The sequence below is a fragment of the Methylobacterium sp. Leaf111 genome (assembly GCF_001423285.1).
In the GTDB taxonomy this organism is placed as follows: Bacteria; Pseudomonadota; Alphaproteobacteria; order Rhizobiales; family Beijerinckiaceae; genus Methylobacterium.
In genome coordinates this window covers 12,908-30,172 of the sequence record NZ_LMNE01000003.1, presented here as the reverse complement: position 1 = coordinate 30,172, position 17,265 = coordinate 12,908, and the positions used below count along the sequence as shown (strand labels likewise).

The 17,265-nt window shown below is 70.4% G+C and carries 17 protein-coding genes and 1 tRNA gene; 8 read left to right on the top strand and 10 right to left on the bottom strand.

The window, feature by feature from the left end; all coding sequences use genetic code 11:
• Positions 1-269: 269 nt before the first annotated feature.
• The 5 genes from ASF41_RS05230 to ASF41_RS05210 all read right to left on the bottom strand — a co-directional run bounded on the left by ASF41_RS05230 (position 270) and on the right by ASF41_RS05210 (position 4,801).
• The gene (locus ASF41_RS05230; protein WP_056212834.1) at positions 270-494 is read right to left on the bottom strand and encodes a YbdD/YjiX family protein; all 225 of its coding nucleotides are present in this window, start codon (positions 492-494) and stop codon (positions 270-272) included.
• Positions 495-499: 5 nt separating this feature from the next.
• Positions 500-2,566: a carbon starvation CstA family protein gene (locus ASF41_RS05225; protein WP_056212837.1), complete on the bottom strand. Its 2,067-nt coding sequence runs from the start codon at positions 2,564-2,566 to the stop codon at positions 500-502.
• 158 nt (positions 2,567-2,724) lie between these two features.
• The gene (locus ASF41_RS05220; RefSeq protein ID WP_056491440.1) at positions 2,725-3,357 is read right to left on the bottom strand and encodes a TPM domain-containing protein; all 633 of its coding nucleotides are present in this window, start codon (positions 3,355-3,357) and stop codon (positions 2,725-2,727) included.
• Complete coding sequence (locus ASF41_RS05215) at positions 3,347-4,156, bottom strand: YgcG family protein (RefSeq protein ID WP_056491438.1); 810 nt, start codon at positions 4,154-4,156, stop codon at positions 3,347-3,349. Before ASF41_RS05215 ends, ASF41_RS05220 begins: the two co-directional genes overlap by 11 nt.
• Positions 4,157-4,162: 6 nt before the next feature.
• On the bottom strand, positions 4,163-4,801 hold the full coding sequence (locus ASF41_RS05210) for a LemA family protein (RefSeq protein WP_056212844.1): 639 nt from the start codon (positions 4,799-4,801) through the stop codon (positions 4,163-4,165).
• Between the two features lie 219 nt (positions 4,802-5,020).
• On the opposite strand from ASF41_RS05210, the gene ASF41_RS05205 reads away from it, so the two are divergent.
• The 5 genes from ASF41_RS05205 (at position 5,021) to ASF41_RS05185 (ending at position 11,432) form a co-directional block, all read left to right on the top strand.
• Positions 5,021-5,338 carry a SelT/SelW/SelH family protein gene (locus tag ASF41_RS05205; protein WP_056212846.1) on the top strand — a complete coding sequence of 106 codons (318 nt, stop codon included), beginning with the start codon at positions 5,021-5,023 and terminating at the stop codon, positions 5,336-5,338.
• Entirely contained in the window at positions 5,335-7,572 is a 2,238-nt protein-coding gene (locus ASF41_RS05200) for a sensor histidine kinase (protein ID WP_082504061.1), read from the top strand. The genes ASF41_RS05205 and ASF41_RS05200 overlap by 4 nt, the downstream gene beginning before the upstream one ends.
• Positions 7,573-8,149: 577 nt before the next feature.
• Complete coding sequence (locus ASF41_RS05195) at positions 8,150-9,523, top strand: methyl-accepting chemotaxis protein (protein ID WP_056212848.1); 1,374 nt, start codon at positions 8,150-8,152, stop codon at positions 9,521-9,523.
• Positions 9,524-9,627: 104 nt separating this feature from the next.
• The gene (locus ASF41_RS05190) at positions 9,628-11,169 is read left to right on the top strand and encodes a class I adenylate-forming enzyme family protein (protein ID WP_056491435.1); all 1,542 of its coding nucleotides are present in this window, start codon (positions 9,628-9,630) and stop codon (positions 11,167-11,169) included.
• Between the two features lie 171 nt (positions 11,170-11,340).
• Positions 11,341-11,432 (top strand) — tRNA-Ser (locus ASF41_RS05185).
• Positions 11,433-11,669: 237 nt separating this feature from the next.
• On the opposite strand, the gene ASF41_RS05180 is transcribed toward ASF41_RS05185, so the two are convergent.
• The 5 genes from ASF41_RS05180 to ASF41_RS05165 are packed head-to-tail and all read right to left on the bottom strand — an operon-like array spanning position 11,670 to position 14,169.
• Positions 11,670-12,014, bottom strand: a complete 345-nt coding sequence (locus tag ASF41_RS05180) for a nitrile hydratase accessory protein (RefSeq protein WP_056378685.1) — start codon at positions 12,012-12,014, stop codon at positions 11,670-11,672.
• Complete coding sequence (gene nthB, locus ASF41_RS05175) at positions 12,011-12,688, bottom strand: nitrile hydratase subunit beta (RefSeq protein ID WP_056491433.1); 678 nt, start codon at positions 12,686-12,688, stop codon at positions 12,011-12,013. Before nthB ends, ASF41_RS05180 begins: the two co-directional genes overlap by 4 nt.
• The gene (gene nthA / locus ASF41_RS05170; RefSeq protein WP_056491430.1) at positions 12,685-13,326 is read right to left on the bottom strand and encodes a nitrile hydratase subunit alpha; all 642 of its coding nucleotides are present in this window, start codon (positions 13,324-13,326) and stop codon (positions 12,685-12,687) included. Before nthA ends, nthB begins: the two co-directional genes overlap by 4 nt.
• A gap of 43 nt (positions 13,327-13,369) precedes the next feature.
• Positions 13,370-13,801 (bottom strand): hypothetical protein, encoded by a 432-nt coding sequence (locus ASF41_RS24620; protein ID WP_156653204.1) that lies wholly within the window; start codon positions 13,799-13,801, stop codon positions 13,370-13,372.
• Positions 13,798-14,169: an antibiotic biosynthesis monooxygenase gene (locus ASF41_RS05165; protein WP_244479564.1), complete on the bottom strand. Its 372-nt coding sequence runs from the start codon at positions 14,167-14,169 to the stop codon at positions 13,798-13,800. Before ASF41_RS05165 ends, ASF41_RS24620 begins: the two co-directional genes overlap by 4 nt.
• Positions 14,170-14,561: 392 nt before the next feature.
• Here ASF41_RS05165 and ASF41_RS05160 point away from each other — a divergent pair, with 392 nt between their 5' ends.
• The 3 genes from ASF41_RS05160 (at position 14,562) to ASF41_RS05150 (ending at position 17,241) form a co-directional block, all read left to right on the top strand.
• Positions 14,562-15,518 (top strand): LysR family transcriptional regulator, encoded by a 957-nt coding sequence (locus ASF41_RS05160; RefSeq protein ID WP_056491429.1) that lies wholly within the window; start codon positions 14,562-14,564, stop codon positions 15,516-15,518.
• A 134-nt stretch (positions 15,519-15,652) separates the two neighbouring features.
• Positions 15,653-16,021 carry an HU family DNA-binding protein gene (locus tag ASF41_RS05155; RefSeq protein ID WP_056272363.1) on the top strand — a complete coding sequence of 123 codons (369 nt, stop codon included), beginning with the start codon at positions 15,653-15,655 and terminating at the stop codon, positions 16,019-16,021.
• A gap of 206 nt (positions 16,022-16,227) precedes the next feature.
• Positions 16,228-17,241 (top strand): ABC transporter substrate-binding protein, encoded by a 1,014-nt coding sequence (locus ASF41_RS05150; protein WP_156653208.1) that lies wholly within the window; start codon positions 16,228-16,230, stop codon positions 17,239-17,241.
• Positions 17,242-17,265 lie beyond the last annotated feature (24 nt).

Sequence of the window (17,265 nt, the reverse complement as noted above, 5' to 3'; positions counted from 1 at the left end):
AGCCGGGATTTTTGTTTCCGCGTGTAAACCGGGGGCCGCATCGCCGGCGCCGCGGCCCGAGACCTGGGCAGGCTTCGTCGGGACGTCGCGGCCGAGGCCCCTCGGCACCGCGTCACCCGAGCCCGTGGGGATGGCCCACGCGGCGGGCTCGGGGCCGGGCCATGGGGCGGCATCCGCCGGGCGCGTCTGCGTGTGATCGGATGGCTGCGGAGGACGCGCGCGAGGCCGTCCGTCCGGTGAAGACCCGCCGGTACGGCAGGCGGACGCGTTCAGCAGCAGCGGAAGCCGCTGCGGTTGCCGACGCCGAAGCGGGCGTTCTCCCGGTTCCGGAAGAACTCCCGCTCGCTCATGGGCTCCTGGTCCGCATGCGTCCTGCGGATATGGGCGGCATAGGCCTCGTAATCGCCCTGCCCCACCATCAGTCGGGCGCCGTCGCAGACGCATTTCGAGAAGGTCTTGAGACGGTCCCGCAATTCGGTCGACGACAGCGCCATGGGCTTTACTCCGCGGGAACGGCGGCCGGGCCGCCGCTCTCCAGGGCGGTCCAGCGATCGGCCCGATAGGCCTTCACGCAGGCCATGATGCCGAAGGTGGCGATGGCGAGCACGAGGCCGACGAACAGCACCGCGAGGGCGGCGTCGATCCGGTCGTTGAAGACGATCTTGTGCATGTCGGCCATGCTCTTGGCGGGCGCCAGCACCTTGTTCTCGGCGATGGCCGCCGAGAAGCGATCGGCGTGGGACAGGAAGCCGATCTTGGGGTCGGCCGAGAAGATCTTCTGCCAGCCGGCCGTGAGGGTGCAGACGCAGAGCCAGACGGTGGGGATGATCGTGACGAAGGCGTAGCGCTCGCGCTTCATCTTGAAGATCACCACGGTGGCGAGCGTCAGGGCCACGGCGGCCAGCATCTGGTTGGAGATGCCGAACAGCGGCCACAGGGTGTAGATGCCGCCGAGGGGATCGGTGACGCCCTGGTAGAGGAAGTAGCCCCAGGCGCCGACGCAGAGGGCGGTGGCCAGGATGCTGGGCGCCCAGGCCGTCGTGTCCTTGAAGCGCGGCGAGACGAGGCCGAGCAGGTCCTGCAGCATGAAGCGCCCGGCGCGCGTGCCGGCATCCACCGCGGTCAGGATGAACAGCGCCTCGAACAGGATGGCGAAGTGGTACCAGAACGCCATCATCGCCTTGCCGCCGATGGCCGAGGAGATGATGTGCGCCATGCCGACCGCGAGGGTCGGCGCGCCGCCGGCGCGGGAGATGATCGAGTGCTCGCCGACGTCCTTGGCCGTCTGGGCGATCTGCTCCGGCGTGATGGCGAAGGCGGGATCGAGCTTCGTCACCGCGGCCGCCGCGCTCTCCGGCGTCGTGCCGACGAGGCCGGCGGGCGAGTTCATGGTGAAGTAGATGCCCGGCTCGATCACGCTGGCGGAAACCAGCGCCATCACGGCCACGAAGCTCTCCATGAGCATGCCGCCGTAGCCGATGAAGCGGGCATCGGACTCGCGGTCGATGAGCTTGGGCGTGGTGCCTGAGGAGATCAGCGCGTGGAAGCCCGAGACCGCGCCGCAGGCGATGGTGATGAACAGGAACGGGAACAGCGACCCGGCCCAGACCGGTCCGCTGCCGTCGACGAACTTGGTCACGGCCGGCATCTGCATGTGCGGGGCGACGTAGGCGATGCCCAGCGCCAAGCCGATGATCGTGCCGATCTTGAGGAAGGTCGAGAGGTAGTCGCGCGGGGCGAGCAGGAGCCAGACCGGCAGGATCGAGGCGATGAAGCCGTAGCCGATCAGCAGCCAGCAGAGCTGCGTGCCCGTGAAGGTGAAGACCGGGCCCCAGTAAGGATCGGCCGCCACGTTGCCGCCGTAGACGATGGCCAGCATCAGCAGCACGAAGCCGATGATCGAGACCTCGCCGACCTTTCCGGGCCGGATGTAGCGGGCGTAGAGGCCCATCAGCATCGCGATCGGGATCGTCGCCGCGACCGTGAAGGTGCCCCAGGGGCTCTCGGCCAGGGCCTTCACGACGATCATCGCCAGCACCGCCAGCAGGATGACCATGATCATGAAGGTGCCGAACAGGGCGATGACGCCCGGAATGGTGCCGAGTTCGGACCGGATCAGCTCACCCAGCGAGCGGCCGTCCCGGCGCATCGAGATGAAGAGGACCATGAAGTCCTGCACGGCGCCGGCCAGCACCACGCCGGCCAGGATCCAGAGCAGGCCCGGGAGGTAGCCCATCTGCGCGGCGAGCACGGGGCCGACCAGCGGCCCGGCGCCGGCGATGGCGGCGAAGTGGTGTCCGAACAGCACGTTGCGGTTGGTGGGGACGTAGTCGAGCCCGTCGTTGTGGACGTGGGCCGGCGTCCGGCGGCTGTCGTCGAGCCGCATGACCTTGGAGGAGATGAAGAGCGAGTAGTAGCGATAGGCGATGAGATAGACGCAGACCGCCGCCACGACGATCCAGAGGGCGTTGACCGTTTCCCCGCGCGTCGTCGCGACGATGGCGAGGGCGGCCGCCCCCAGCGCTCCCACGAGGGCCCAGGGCCCGTGCTTCGTTACCGCACTCATAGACGTCTCGCTCCTGCGACCTGTCCTTCGTGGCCGGTCGTCAAGGGCTCTTCTTGCGCAAATTCTTCCGCAGGGCCAGAGGCCCGCGATTTCAATCGGTAGGGATTGAATAACCCATCCCCCGTTTGTCACCGCGGGTTGCGAAAGGTCCGCGATCCTCAATCGAGTTCGATGACGCGGTTCGGCAGGGCGTCGAGGGGTCTGGCTTCCGGCGGAAGTGGCCCGGCCAGGATGGTGCCGACCTGCCCGACGGCTTCGGTCAGGCCCGCCTCGGCCTCGCCGCGGCGCAGGGCGGCCAGGAGCGCCTCGATCGCGCCGGACCAGGCGCCGGGCGGGACGCGCGCGGCAACGCCGTGATCGGCCACGATCTCGGCATGGCCCTCGGCCCGGGCGACGTAGATCAGCACCCCGGTCCGCCCTGCCGTCCGGCTGAGGCCGCGGGTCGTGAATTCGCGCAGGGCCTGTTCGTGGGCGCGATCGTGGCGGATCGCCCGTGGGACCAGGGCCATCCGCACCCGGGGATGGAGACCCGCCAGGAGCGCCAGCAGGACCACGGCGACCTGCGCCAGCGCGATCGTGGCCGCGCTCCACGGCGTCAGGACGATCAGCGGCCAGGGCAGGACGAGGCCGACGGCCAGGGCGAGCAGCAGCGGCGCGGAACGGTAGAGTCCGGCACGGGCGGCCACCAGCACGACGATCTCGCCAGACGTCGCGGTCTCGGCCCGGCGGATCGCCTCCGCGATCCGCGCCCGCGCCGGCGCATCGAGAAAGGGCGGTCGCTTACCAGTCACCGGAGGCCCCTCCCCCACCCGACGAGCCGCCCCCGCCGGAAAAACCGCCCCCATCGAAGCCGCCCGAGACGCCGCCGCTCCAGCCCCCCGAGGATGGCCCCGGCAGGATGATGAAGCCGCCCCCACCGCCCCGCCGCCCGCGGTTCATCCGGTAGACGACGAACAGGACGACGAAGAACAGGATGATGAAGATCACCACCTGTCCGGGATTGGCCTCGTCGCTGCGTACCTGCGCCTTGCGTTGCCACTCCTCGGCGTCGCCCGCGAGGATCGACAGCACCGCGTCGACGCCCGCGTTGATGCCGCCGGCGTAGTCGCCGGCCTTGAAGCGTGGCGTGATCGCGGTGGTGATGATGACCTTCGAGAGGGCATCGGTCAGGGCCCCCTCGAGGCCGTAGCCGACTTCGATCCGGACCTTGCGCTCGTTGGGGGCGACGAGGAGCAGCGCCCCGTTGTCGGTCTTGGCCTGCCCGAGCTTCCAGGCGCGGAATAGGCGGTTGGCGTAGTCCTCCACCGTCCGGCCCTGCAGGCTGGGGACCGTGGCGACCACCACCTGATCGGAGGTCTTGTCCTCGTAGGCCTTCAGCTTGGTCTCGAGGGCCGTCCGGTCCTCGGGCTTGAGGAGGCCGGCGCCGTCGACCACCCGCCCGGTCAGGGCGGGGAAGGTCGGTTCGGCGCCACCGGCCTGCGCGTGCGCGAGGCCGGTGGCGCCGACGACGAGCCAGAGCCCGAGGATCAGCCGCGTGGCGATCGACCGGATGGCGTCTGTCCCGGCGCTGCCCGGGCGCGGACGGTCCATGGCGGGCTAGAACTTCACGTTCGGCGGGCGCTCGGCGTTAGGCGTCGCCGTGAAGGTCTCCATCGGCTTCGCGTCCGGGTAGAAGATGGCGGCGATCCACCGGCCCGGAATGGTGCGGACCTCCGTGTTGTAGTCCTGGACCGCGGCGATGTAGTCGCGGCGGGCGACGGCGATCCGGTTCTCGGTGCCTTCGAGCTGCGACTGCAGGGCGAGGAAGTTCTGGTTCGACTTGATGTCGGGGTAGCGCTCGACGGTGACGAGGAGGCGGCCGAGGGCGCCCGAGAGCTGGTTCTGCGCGTCCTGGAATTCCTTGAACTTCTGCGGATCGCTCACGGTCGAGGCATCGACCTTGACGCTCGACGCCTTGGCCCGCGCCTCGGTCACGCCGATCAGCACGTCCTTCTCCTGCTGCGCGTAGCCCTTCACCGTCTCGACGAGGTTCGGGATCAGGTCGGCCCGGCGCTGGTACTGGTTCTGCACCTCGCTCCACGAGGATTTCGCCCGCTCCTCGAGGGTCGGGACCCGATTGATCGCTCCGCAGCCGGTCAGGGTCGTGCCCAGGGCGAGAGCCGCGACAGCGATCCGAACCCTGCCGAGCCAGGCCCGGACGGGACCCGTCGTCGGGGTGACGACACCTGAACGCATGCTTAAACTCCTTGGCCATCGGCGCGCCGCGCGAAGATCGGTCCCTCACCGGCCCGTGAACACACATAGGCGCATCGGCGCTGCGATAAAGGCGCACAGGGAAAAACTTGGCCGGGTGACGGGAAAACGTCGCCGAACCCTACCGACGACCATCGCCGTGCGGTGCCCGGGCGCGCGTTTCGGTTGACAAGCCGGGGCCGATCGGTCGCTTTACCCGCCATGGACGAAACGCCCCGCCCATCGCCCGAGAAGCCGCGGGTTTCGATCACCTACTGCACGCAGTGCCAGTGGCTGCTGCGGGCGGGATGGATGGCGCAGGAACTCCTCTCCACGTTTCGCGACGACCTCGGGGAGGTGGCGCTGATTCCCGGCACCGGCGGCGTCTTCGTGATCCTGTGCGGACCGCACCTGATCTGGGATCGGACGCGCGACGGCGGCTTCCCCGACGTCAAGGTCCTCAAGCAGCGCGTTCGGGATCACCTCGCGCCGGATCGCGACCTCGGACACATCGATCGCGCGGGCGTCGCGCGCTCATGAGCCATCCGCCTCCCGGAGAGACACCGCCTCCCGGAGAGACCCCGACCGGGCGCCGCACTTGGCGCCGGGGGTGGGGGTCGCTCGCCTCCGCCTTCGCGCGTGTCCGACAGCGCGGTTTCTCGACCCAGGTCTACCTGGTCGCCCTGGTGATCGCGCTGATCGGACCGGGATTGCTGTTCACGGCGATCCTCCTCGCGCGCTACGCGGGAACCGAGCGGGCCCGCTTCGAGCAGGATGCCCGCGAGAACGTGCGGAGCATCGCCCTCTCCGTCGACCGCGACACGGCGGGCCTCGTCTCGGTGCTGCAGACCCTCGCCACATCGCCGCGACTGAAGGACGGCGAGTTCGACAATTTCGACGCCCAGGCGCGCCTCGTGCGGGACGCGGTCGGCCTCGACATCCTGCTTCGGCGACCGGACGGACAGCAGGTCGTGAACACGGCGGTGCCGCGCCGGGCCCCGCTGCCGCGCAGCGGGCTGCCCTTCGATCGCGAGATCGCCACGGGCAGCCAGCGCGCCGTCGTCTCGGGCTACGTCAAGGGCATGAAGCCCGCGGACGCGACCTATGCGGTCGCGGTGCCGGTGTTCGGCGAGGGCGGCGTCACCCATATCCTCAGCTTCACGGTCCCGATCGGCCGGCTGGACGGCCTGGTCGCCCGGGAAGCCGTCGAGGGCTGGACCACCGGCCTCTCCGACCGGGACGGGGTCATCCTGGCGCGGGTGCCCGATCCGGAGACCAATATCGGCTCGCAGCGCCTCGCGACCCTGCGTCAGTACCAGACCGCGACGCCGAATGTCTGGGAGGGCAAGGATCGGCGCCTCAAGGCCGTGACGGTCGTCGAGGCCCGCTCCCGCCTCACGGGCTGGACCGCGGCCGCGATCATCCCGCAGGCCCTGGTGGAAGCGCGCCTGCGCAACTGGATCTGGGCCTTCTGCGGCTTCGGCCTCCTGGTGCTGGCGACCTCGTCCATCCTGGCGGTTCACCTGTGGTCGCGGGTCTCGCAACCCCTGCGCCGGCTCGCCGCGACGGGGCCGGCCCTCTCCCGCGGCGAGGTCATCCCGCGGATCACCTCGCCGATCCACGAGATCCGGCGCCTGGGAGACGTGCTCGCGGAGGCCTCCCAGCGCCTGCGCCTGCGCAGCGACGAGCGCGACCGGGCGCTGGCGGAGACCCAGCGCGGCCTGAGTGCCCTGCGCGAGAGCGAAGCCCGCTTCCGCCACATGGCCGATTCCGCTCCGGCCCTGATCTGGATGACCGACGAGAACGCCCGGATCAGCTTCGCCAACATGCATTTCGACCACATGTTCGGGCTGCATACGGCCGCCGTGCTGGCCGGCGAGGATTGGCGCCGGATCATCTTCGCGGAGGACTACGAGGCCTTCGCGACCCGCTTTCGGGACGCCTTCGCGGCGCGGGTGCCCTTCCAGGCCGACGTCCGGGTGGTGGACCAGGACGGCGTCGTGCGCTGGCTGCGCTGCGAGGGGGTGCCGCGGACGGACGATACCGGTAATTTCCTCGGCTACACGGGCTGCAACGTCGACATCACCGACGCCAAGCGCGCCGCCGAGCACCAGCAATTGCTGATTCACGAACTGAACCATCGCGTGAAGAACACCCTGGCCACCGTGCAGTCGATCGCGGGACAGTCCCTGCGCCGGCTCGAGGGGCCGGAGGCCACCGCGGCCCGAGCCGCGTTCGAGGCCCGCCTGCTGGCCCTGGCCCGGGTGCACAACGTCCTCACCCGGGAGAGCTGGGACGGCGCCGAACTCGGAAACGTCGTGGCCGACGCCATCGCACCGCTGGATGCGGCGGAGGGGCAGCGCTCCCGGTTCTTCGTCTCCGGTCCCGCCCTGCGGCTGCCGCCGCGCCTGGCCCTGTCGATCGCCATGGCGCTCCACGAACTCGGCACCAATGCGGTGAAGTACGGGGCGCTCTCGCAGGAGGGGGGCACGGTGACGATCGCCTGGTCGGTGGAGCGCCAGGCGGAGACCCGCCTGATCCTGCGCTGGAGCGAGGAGGGCGGCCCCCCCGTCGTCCCGCCGACCCGGACCGGCTTCGGCTCACGCCTGATCGAGCGCAGCCTGGCCCGGGAACTCGATGGCGAGGTCCAGTTGCTGTTCGCGGCCAGCGGTGTCGTCTGCACCATCGAAGCCCCGGTCCCCCCGCCGACTCTGCTGGAGCGCAAGGCGGACCTCATCGGCCCGCGCGAGATGCCGCTCTCCCGCTCGGCCTGAGCCGGACTCGATCCGGGCCGGCGGCCGAGCGGCGTCGATCCGACGCGCCGCCCGTCTTCCTCCGCGCCTGCCCGGGCGCCATCCTGAATTGGATGGGCCGTGCCGTGCCGGGCCTCGCGGGATGGTTCAGCGCCTGAACAGATTTGGTCCAGGCGGACGCCCCTCGGTCTCGCCGGAGGTTGCGGGCGGCGATCCCCCGGGCCGCGCGCGGGCCTCCCGGCATCGCCGGCCTGTGTCGAAGTGGACGTCGCGTTCGGCCGGGTGTCCCACCTGGGCTGGACCGGACGGATGAGCCCTCCGGCCTCCGCGAGGGTTCTGAATTCGTCATAGATATTAACAATCAATATGGCAATTTAACTAAATTATAATGAAACGCTAAAGCTTATCGAGCCAAAACTGGTGGTAGACAATAAGCACTGATTGTGGCGAGCCACCCGTTAATCGTTCGCGTTGCACAACAGCGCATCGCGGTGCGAGACGGAACGCTTCTCGATTTTGAGCGGGTGTTTCAGGCCATAAGGATACATTAATGGAAGATTGGTAGATCACATCGCTACGCCTTACAGGACCAACCGCGATGCTCGGCCTTCCCTTCGCTCGTTCCACCCCGAAGTCGCCCGTCACCGAGACGGCGCCGGATGCCGCTGGGATCCGCGACGAAGCCCGTCTGGTACAGGCGGTGGAATCCCTGATGGTGAGCCAAAATCTCGCATCGGTCGATCTGCCCGAGGGGCCGCTCCGCGCCGCGATCGAGCGGTTGCATGCGAATCGCGAAGCCGATCTCCTGCGCAGCCTGGCCACCACCGCCTCCGTCGCCCGCGAGGCCTCGGAAGCTGCGACGAACACGGGTTGGATGACCTACGACGTCGGTGAGGTGGCGAGCGCCACCCAGACGATCGCGGGCGCCGCCGAGGAGATGGCGGCCTCCGTGGCGGAGGTGGCGCAGACCTCCGAGACCGTGGTGACCGTCGCGCGGGATGCCCTCGCGGAGACCCAGGCCTGCATCCAGGACGCGCAGAAGGCGCGCACGGCGATGCACGAGATCGATGTCCGGACCTCGCAGATCTCCGATCGCGTCGTCGTCCTCGAGCGCGCCATCGCGCAGATCGAGGTGATGGCCACCACCATCGCGGCGATTTCGGCGCAGACCAATCTCCTGGCCCTCAACGCCACCATCGAGGCCGCCCGGGCGGGCGAGGCCGGCCGCGGGTTCTCCGTGGTGGCCGCCGAGGTGAAGTCGCTCTCCGCCCAGACAGCCAAGTCCACCGGGGAGATCCGCGGGCTGCTGAGCACCCTCACCGCCGAGATGGGCGCGATCTCGGAGGCGGTTCACGAGAGCCGCAGCGCCGTCACCACGGGCCGCACCATCGTCGATCACCTCGAGCACCGGATCGTCGAGACCAATGCCCGCATCGCGCAGGCGAGCGACCTGAACCAGGCGATCTCGCACATGCTGGGACAACAGCGGGCTGCGACCTCGGAAATCTCGACCAGCGTGCAGAACATCGCCGCGAAGGCCTCGAAGACCCACGAGGAGATCGAGAAGATCACGAGCCGACTCGTGCGCGCCGAGGCCACCGGCCAGACGGCGCTGAACGCGAATGCCCGCGACGTGCCGGTCTACGCCCTGGTGCGCCTGCCAGCCGATCTCGGCGCGTGGAAGCGCAAGCTCGCCCGGGTTCTCGTCGGCATGGCGCAGCCGGATCCGATCCTGGCCACCCCGTCGGGCCAGCCCGGCCGGAGCCTGAAGACGGACCTGGCCGGGACGGCACCGGCCGCCCACCCCGCCTTCGCCCGGCTGGTGGCTGCGGAGAGCAAGGCCTTCGCGGAAGCCGGCAAGATGCTGGAAGCCCTCAAGGCCAGCAACTGGGATGTCGGAACCCCCGCCTACCAGGCCGCCGCGGAAGCGATGAAGGAGATGCTCGTCGCCGCCAAGGAAATCGCCGGCTGAGGGCCGGCCGCGCCGCGGGGCGGCGCGTCGGAAACGGGGAGCGGGTGCCCTTGTCGAGGCGCCCGCTTTCGGCTTCCTTGCGCGGGTCGCCACGGAGCCCTCGCTTGACCTCATCCCTTGCCACCGCCGCCGAGGCCCCGCCGTTCAACGGCGCGCGCTTCTGCCTTGCCGAGAATGCCCGCCTGCGCGCCCACAAGACGGCGCTCATCATGGCGGGAGCCGGCGACGACGTTCGCGTCCTGACCTTCGGCGAGGTCGATCGGGCGGTCCGGGCCATCGGGGCCGGGCTTCGGTCCCTCGGCCTCGCGCCCGGCGCGCGCGTGATGATCCGCATGGGCAACGAGGCGGACTACGTGCTGGTCTACTTCGGAGCCCTGGCCGCCGGCCTCGTGGCCCTGCCCGCCTCGCCGCAGCTGACCGAGCCCGAGGCCGCGTTCCTGATGGAGAATGCGGGCGCGTCCGTCGTGGTCGTGGGGGCGGGCCATGCCGTCGATCCGGCCGGGCTCGGGGGGCGAATCCTGCTCCGGCCCGACGACATCGCCGCGATGAAGGCCGGGCCGGCGCTGCCCGATTACGCGGACACCCGGGCCGAGGACCCCGCGACCCTGGTCTACACCTCCGGCACGACCAGCCGGCCCAAGGGCGTCCTGCACGCGCATCGCGCCATCCGCGGGCGCCGGCCGATGCACGCGCACTGGCTCGGCCTGTCGGAGCACGACGTCATGCTCCATGCCGGTACGATGAACTGGACCTACACGCTGGGCGTCGGGATCACCGATCCCTGGGCCTGCGGCGCCACGGCGGTGCTCTACGACGGCCCGCGCGATCCGGCGATCTGGCCGGCCCTCATCGCCCGCCATCGGGCAACGCTCTTCGCCGCCGTGCCGAGCGTCTACCGCCAGATCCTGAAATATGCCGATCTCGGGGCCGTCGATCTCGGCACCCTGCGCCACGGGGTGACGGCGGGAGAGGCCCTGTCGCCCGAGCTCCTCGCGGCCTGGACGCAGGCGACCGGCAAGCCCCTCTACGAGGCCCTCGGGATGAGCGAGTGCTCGACCTACGTCTCGAGCGGCCCGACGATCCCCGTGCGCCCCGGCTCCCCCGGCAAACCGCAGCCCGGGCGCCGCGTTGCGATCCTGCCGGCCGAGGGCCCGGCCGAGCCGCTGCCGCCCGGAGAGGTCGGCCTCCTCGCCATCCACCGCTCCGAGCCCGGCCTGATGCTGGGCTACTGGAACCGGCCCGAGGAGGAGGCCGCGGTGATGCGCGGCGACTGGTTCGTCGGTGGCGACCGCGCGAGCCTCGATGCGGACGGCTACCTGACCTTCCACGGCCGCGACGACGACCTCATGAACGCCTTCGGCTACCGGGTCTCGCCGAACGAGATCGAGGGAGTCGTGATCGAGCATCCCGACGTCGCCGAGGTCGGCGTCGCGGAGATGGCGGTCCGGGCCGACCTCAGCGTCATCACCGCCTTCGTCGTGCCGAAACCCGATGCCGTGCTGGACGCCGACGACATCATGGCCTGGTGTCTCGATCGCCTCGCGACCTACAAGTGCCCCCGCGAAGTGCGCTTCCTGGATGCGCTGCCGCGCACGGCGAACGGCAAGATCCAGCGCAAGCGCCTCGCCGCCAGCGTCGGCGCCTGAGACGGCACGGCGGCCGTAAGAGCCGCCCTGCCCGGCCCGTCCGGCGGCCCCGGGGCATCGACCGGGCCTGTGGCCCCGACGGCACGCCCGCCCGGAAGGCATCGATTTCCCTGCGGCCGCGCCAATCGCTGCTTGACCCGCCGAATGCGAAATTCTAGATCGACCGCCTGCGGAGACGTGGCCGAGCGGCTGAAGGCACTCGTTTGCTAAATGAGCATACCCCGAAAGGGGTATCGAGGGTTCGAATCCCTCCGTCTCCGCCATTCCTTTCGGTGTTCTCCCAGTCGCTCCCGACGCTGATCCGTGTCAGGCCCGTGCGCGCGACGGAGGCATCGCCGATCGTGTCGCCTCGTCCTGTCGGATCGACAAGCGCCGTCATCGCCTCGGGCCGGGTTCAGGACGCTCGACCGTTCGACCCGAGATCGCCTGCTCCGATCCGGCCCCACGTTTGCGGAGCGACGGCTCACGCATCCGCCCGGCTCTCGCGGCGTCTCGGCCCCTCACCCCGGACGGGTGCCCGCGAGCGGATCGTTCGCCAGGAGGATCGGCTCGCCGTGCGGTGTGGCCGCGGCGGCCCGTGCGAAGGCGGCCCGGCGCGCGGCGAGGCGTTCGGGCGCCGCGATGCCGCGTGCCGCGAGCAGGCCTTCGAGGGTCGCGAGCCAGGCGGCATAGTCCGCCGCCTGCCCGGTGCGCCGCGTCTGCGCCCCGAGCGCCTCCGCCCATTCGCTCCAGTCGAACAGGCCGCGGTCGTGGAGCGCCACCACCAGGGCGAAGGCCTGGGCCTCCCAGGGCTCGGCAAAGACCGGATCGGCCCCGTCGTCCCGGGGAATCTGATCGGCGCTCATGCGGAGCGTACCGGTTCGACGGGTTCCAGGTAGCTCTCGAAGGCGTTCACCGAGACGGTGTGGCCGGGTTCGGCCTGGTCCCCCCAGAGGTCGCGGCCCGAGAACCGGACGGTGTAGAGCCATTGCGGCGCCTCGCCGGCGAGCTGCGCGTTCGTGTCGGGAAAGACGAAGCCGCCATGCACCGCCTCGATGGTTCCGATCTGGCCCCGCACGTAGCGCGGCAGGCGCGTGTGTCCCGCCGGATGGATGATCCGGGCGCGGACGCGGTCGCCCGGCGAGAAGCGCGCCGGGTCGGGGACGGGCCGGTCGCTCGGGAAGCCCCGCGCGAAGAGCGGCGCCACCTCTTCCCCCCGAAGGACGCGCTTGACCGGAGCGGCGGGAGCCGACGCGATGCCGGTGGACAGCTCCTCGGGCGTGACGAGGCCGTGGTGCTGCACCTGGCGTTCCAGCGCCTTGAGCCAGATCGCGTAATAGCTGGAAGCGAGGTACTCGCCCGGCGGCAGCGCCTCGCGGGCCGACCGGCTGGCATCGAGGTTCCAGGCGCCGGAGAGGCCCATGGCCATCGCGAGGCCGAAGACGCGCTTCTCCCAGGCCGCATGGAAGCGCGGCTCGTCGGCTTCGGGCGCGACAGGGCCGAAGCCGTGCATGCCGCCGAGGTCCTGCCCCCCGTTCATGCGGTCGTTGCCGGGGCGCGCGGAAGGCCGGTGCCGATCATCGCATCCCGGGTGACGAGGGCCGCGAGGGCTGCCTCGTCCAGTTCTTCCGTTCCGGCGGGACGCATCGGCAACACCATGTAGCGCAGCTCGGCGGTGGAATCCCAGACCCGGATGCGCTGTTCGACCGGCAGCGTCACGCCGAACTCGGCCAGCACCGCGCGCGGCTCGATCACGGCGCGCGAGCGGTAGGGGGGCGACTTGTACCAGATCGGTGGCAGGCCGAGCACCGGCCACGGGTAGCAGGAGCAGAGCGTGCAGACCACGAGGTTGTGTTCCTCGGGGGTGTTGGCGACGACGACCATGTGCTCACCACCCCGCCCGCCGACGCCGAGCTCGCGCATGGCCGGAGTGGCATCCGCGAGCAGGCGGGCGCGAAAGCCGGGATCGACCCAGGCCCGCGCCACCACCCGGGCCCCGTTATGCGGGCCGACCTTGATCTCGTAGGTCTCGATCAGCGCATCGAGGGCGGCCGGGTCGACGTAGCCCTTGTCCACGAGGATGGATTCCAGGGCGCGCACCCGCAATTCCATCGGCGAGAGTTCGCTTGCCGAGTGCCTCCCATGGGAATGGTCATCATGATCGTGAGGGTGCGCCATGCTCAATCTCCAGGCCGCACCTTACGGGCTGAATCGACGCCCGTCATGCGTGCAGCGGGTCCTGTCGCGCGCCGGGCAAGCCCTTCCCGAATCGTGAAGGATACGGATCGGACGTCATGCGGTGCAGGGCAAAACGGCACGGTTCGGCCGATCCTGATCGTCCGCTCGACCTGTTGGCTAGCGAGGGCTTTTCGCCAGCCATGACGGCGCCGCCTGAGGTCGGGGTGGGGCGGGACCTGTCAGCACGTGCTGCGACCGGTCCGAGAAATTGGTCCTCGGTCTGCGGACGCCTCGGGTCGCGCACGCTCATCCGTTGCAGGGCGTCCGTTCCCTGAAGCCGCGCTCCGAGGCTCGGGACCGCCTCCGCCGCCAGTCCGAGTGCGGGATCCGCCACGGCGCCGGCGCCGATGACGTCGGCCTTGTCGGTCGCGTCCTCGCGCAGGGCGATCTCGTCGGAAGGAAGGCTGGGGCTCACGCTGCGCAGAGGCCCGGAACGGCGACCGTGTGGAACAGCTGCGGGCTCGCGGTGGCGGTCGCCGGATCATCGGCGAGACGGGCTCGGAACTCGGGATCGGTGAAGGCCGTACGGAACGCCGCGACGCTGTCCCAGACGGCGTCGTCCAGGAAGACGCCCCTGCCCGCGATGCCGCGGTGCCGCGGTGCCGAGACGAATCCGGGCTGGCGCTTCATGATCTCCGTGTCGTCCGTCCAGGCGGCGAGCAGGGCATCGGCATCCGTGGGCGGGATTTCGAGAACGAGACTGGTCCAGGCGCGCCGGGCCGAGCGGGGCGTCGGTCCCGCTCGATCGGTCCCAGCCGAGCGGTCATGCGTCGTCGGTCGCAAGAATGGGCGTCGATCGGGGCGCCCGCAGCGCCTGATCGGGAATGCCGGTTCGATTTCTCGTCCGTTGGACGCGATGCCAGGGCCGGGATGCTGGACGGGGCCTCGCGTAGACCTCTGTGGCGTCCTGAGACCGATCCTCTCGAGGCGCCGATCAGTCACCCCTCGTCTTGGCCAAATCCGTCAGCACCGAATCTGGACCCATCCAACGCCAGCCGTCGCGGGTTCTTCGCGGCACGCCTCCGGGTCGGGGCCGCATACGTCCGATCCCGCCATGAGCCAGGCCCTAACTCACACGGACAATGGAAGTCTGCGACTTATTGAACCGATCGCATCGGATGTATACCACCGGTCGTCTCGGAGCCTGACGGCGCCATGCTTCCTCTCCCGGACCCGTGATCGACAAACTCGACCTTCTCCTCGCCCTGTCGCGGGAGCACCATTTCGGGCGCGCCGCGGACGCGTGCTGCGTGACGCAGCAGACGCTGTCGGCCGGTGTGAAGAGCCTGGAGAACCAACTCGGGACCCGGCTGGTGCAGCGCGGCTCCCGGTTTCAGGGATTCACGCCCGAGGGCGAACGGGTTCTGGCCTGGGCCCGGCGGATCGTCGCCGATGCGCGCGCGATGCGCGAGGATGTCGCGACCCTGCGCCGGGGACCGGCGGGACACCTGCGGATCGCCGCGATCCCGACCGTCCTTCCGATGATCTCCGCGCTGACCACCCCGTATCATCTCCGCTATCCGGACGTCCGCCTCAGCGTCCTGTCGGCGACGTCGGCGACCATCCTCGACCTGATCGAGAACCTCGTGGCGGATGCCGGTCTCACCTATCTCGACCGTGAGCCGCTGAGTCGGGTCACGACGATCCCGCTCTTTAAGGAGCGCTACCAGCTTCTCACCGCGGCCGGCGGCCAGCACGACGGGCGCACCAGCATCACCTGGTCCGAAGTCAGCCGGACGCCGCTCTGCCTGCTGACGCCCGACATGCAGAACCGGCGCATCGTCGATCAGCAGCTTCGGGCCTCGGGGAGCGACCCTGCGCCGACCCTCGAGTCGAATTCGATGATCGTCCTGATGAGCCATGTGCGCACCCTGCACTGGTCGAGCATCATGCCGGCCGCGCTGGCCGACGCCCTCGGGCCGATGCCGGGTCTGCGGACGATCCCGATCGTCGAGCCGGAGATCGAGCACACGATCGGCCTCGTCGTGCCGCAACGCGAACCGGCGACGCCGATGGTCGCCGCGCTGGTGGGCATCGCGCGACAGCTGGCGCGGACCCTGGATGGGCGGATCGGGAAGGCGGATGCGTCGCGGGCCTGCGCCGTCGACGTTCGTGAGAACAGTCTCCGATGACACGCGAGCGCGCGGCGCCCGAATTCAGCGAGCCGGAAGACCCTGCTGCGGCGGAAACCGGCCTCTGCGTCCAATGCGAGAAGTCGCGAAACTTCTCCCTCCTCTCGATCACTCGCAGGTGCTGAGTTCCCACCATGATCAAGTCCGGTCTGATCGCCCGCACGTGCGAGCAACACCCGCATCTCGGAGCCGCGGAGGTGGACGCCGTGGTGAACGCCATCCTGGCACGGATCGCCGAAGCCCTGGCTGCGGACGACCGGGTCGAATTGCGGGGGCTCGGCGTCTTCTCGGCCGTCGCCCGGGCGCCGCGCCCGGGGCGAAACCTGGCGTCCGGCGCGCCGGTCCTGGTGGGCGAGAAGCGCATCGTCTCGTTCCGGGCGAGCCGGACGATCGCGGCGCAGCTGCGTGGGTCCGCGGCACCGATTCCCCTGCGGACGAGAGGCCCGGTCGTGACCTTGTCGTTCCTGCCCTCCTGCAACGCCGAGCGATCCCGTGCGGCGTAGCGCCTGTCGTCCCGTCTGCGCCGCATCGGCGCTCTGCGGCCCGCACCGGCCCGGACATCCCGTCCGTAGGCGCCGGCTGCCGGACCCACTACACTGACGCGGACACCCGCTCGTCTGGGGATCGTTCTCCTGTGAACACGGCACCGTTTCCACGTCCGCATGGCGGTCTGCGCCGCGCGCGTCACGCCACCCTTCGCCTCGTTCCCTTGCTGGCGGGGCTCGGTCTCGGCGGCCCCCTCGACGCACGGCCCTTCACCGATGCCGCCGGCCGGACCGTCGCGGTGCCCGAGCGCCCCGCCCGAATCCTGGCGGCCGGCCCGCCGGCCTCCGTCCTGCTCTACACCCTGGCGCCGGACCGGATGGTCGGCTGGATCCGCAGCCCGACCCCGGAGGAGAAGCCCTTTCTCGCTCCCGCGACCCGCGTCCTGCCCGTCACGGGGCGCCTGACCGGGCGCGGCGGGACCGCGAACGTCGAGGCGGTCCTCGGCCTCAAGCCCGATCTCATCCTCGATGTCGGCAGCACGGCGCCGACCTACGCGTCCCTCGCCGACCGGGTCCAGGCACAGACCGGGATTCCCTACGTGCTCCTCGACGGGCATTTCGAGAAGACCGCGGAGAGCTATCGGCGCCTCGGCGCCCTGCTGGGCCTGGACGCGGCGGCGGCGGACCTGGCGGGCGCGGCCGAGGCCGCGGTGGCGGATGTGGCCCGGGTGATCGCGACGGTGCCGGAGGCGCGGCGCCCGCGGGTCTACTACGCCCGCGGTCCGAAGGGGCTCGAGACCGGTCTCGGCGGGTCGATCAACGTCGAGCTCCTCGGCGTGGTCGGAGCCCGGAACGTCGCGGCGGCGGCCGGCCCCGGCGGGATCGCCACCGTCTCGCCGGAACAGGTGCTGGCCTGGGACCCGGACGTGATCCTCACCCAGGATGCCGGCTTCCGGCGTGGGATCGCGCAAGACCCGCTCTGGTCCGGCCTCCGGGCCGTGCGCGCGGGCCGGGTCTACCCGGTGCCGGCCCTGCCCTTCGGCTGGTTCGATGCACCGCCCGGTGCCAATCGCCTGATCGGCATCCGCTGGCTGGCGCAGGTGCTCTACCCGGACCTGTTCCCGACCGGCCTGGAGGCGGCGACGCGGGACTTCTACCGGCGCTTCTACCATGTGGATCTCGAGGACGGGCAGGTGGCGGCGCTGCTCTCGGGCGCCGCGCCCGGTCCGAAGCCATGACGCCGGAGACGGAGGCCCTCGCCC

Excerpts from the sequence above, each read along its gene's own strand:
- ASF41_RS05230 (WP_056212834.1), bottom strand. The coding sequence starts at position 494 with ATGGCGCTGTCGTCGACCGAATTGCGGGACCGTCTCAAGACCTTCTCG.
- ASF41_RS05225 (WP_056212837.1), bottom strand. The coding sequence starts at position 2,566 with ATGAGTGCGGTAACGAAGCACGGGCCCTGGGCCCTCGTGGGAGCGCTG.
- ASF41_RS05215 (WP_056491438.1), bottom strand. The coding sequence starts at position 4,156 with ATGGACCGTCCGCGCCCGGGCAGCGCCGGGACAGACGCCATCCGGTCG.
- ASF41_RS05210 (WP_056212844.1), bottom strand. The coding sequence starts at position 4,801 with ATGCGTTCAGGTGTCGTCACCCCGACGACGGGTCCCGTCCGGGCCTGG.
- ASF41_RS05205 (WP_056212846.1), top strand. The coding sequence starts at position 5,021 with ATGGACGAAACGCCCCGCCCATCGCCCGAGAAGCCGCGGGTTTCGATC.
- ASF41_RS05200 (WP_082504061.1), top strand. The coding sequence starts at position 5,335 with ATGAGCCATCCGCCTCCCGGAGAGACACCGCCTCCCGGAGAGACCCCG.
- ASF41_RS05195 (WP_056212848.1), top strand. The coding sequence starts at position 8,150 with ATGCTCGGCCTTCCCTTCGCTCGTTCCACCCCGAAGTCGCCCGTCACC.
- ASF41_RS05180 (WP_056378685.1), bottom strand. The coding sequence starts at position 12,014 with ATGAGCGCCGATCAGATTCCCCGGGACGACGGGGCCGATCCGGTCTTT.
- nthB (WP_056491433.1), bottom strand. The coding sequence starts at position 12,688 with ATGAACGGGGGGCAGGACCTCGGCGGCATGCACGGCTTCGGCCCTGTC.
- nthA (WP_056491430.1), bottom strand. The coding sequence starts at position 13,326 with ATGGCGCACCCTCACGATCATGATGACCATTCCCATGGGAGGCACTCG.
- ASF41_RS05155 (WP_056272363.1), top strand. The coding sequence starts at position 15,653 with ATGATCAAGTCCGGTCTGATCGCCCGCACGTGCGAGCAACACCCGCAT.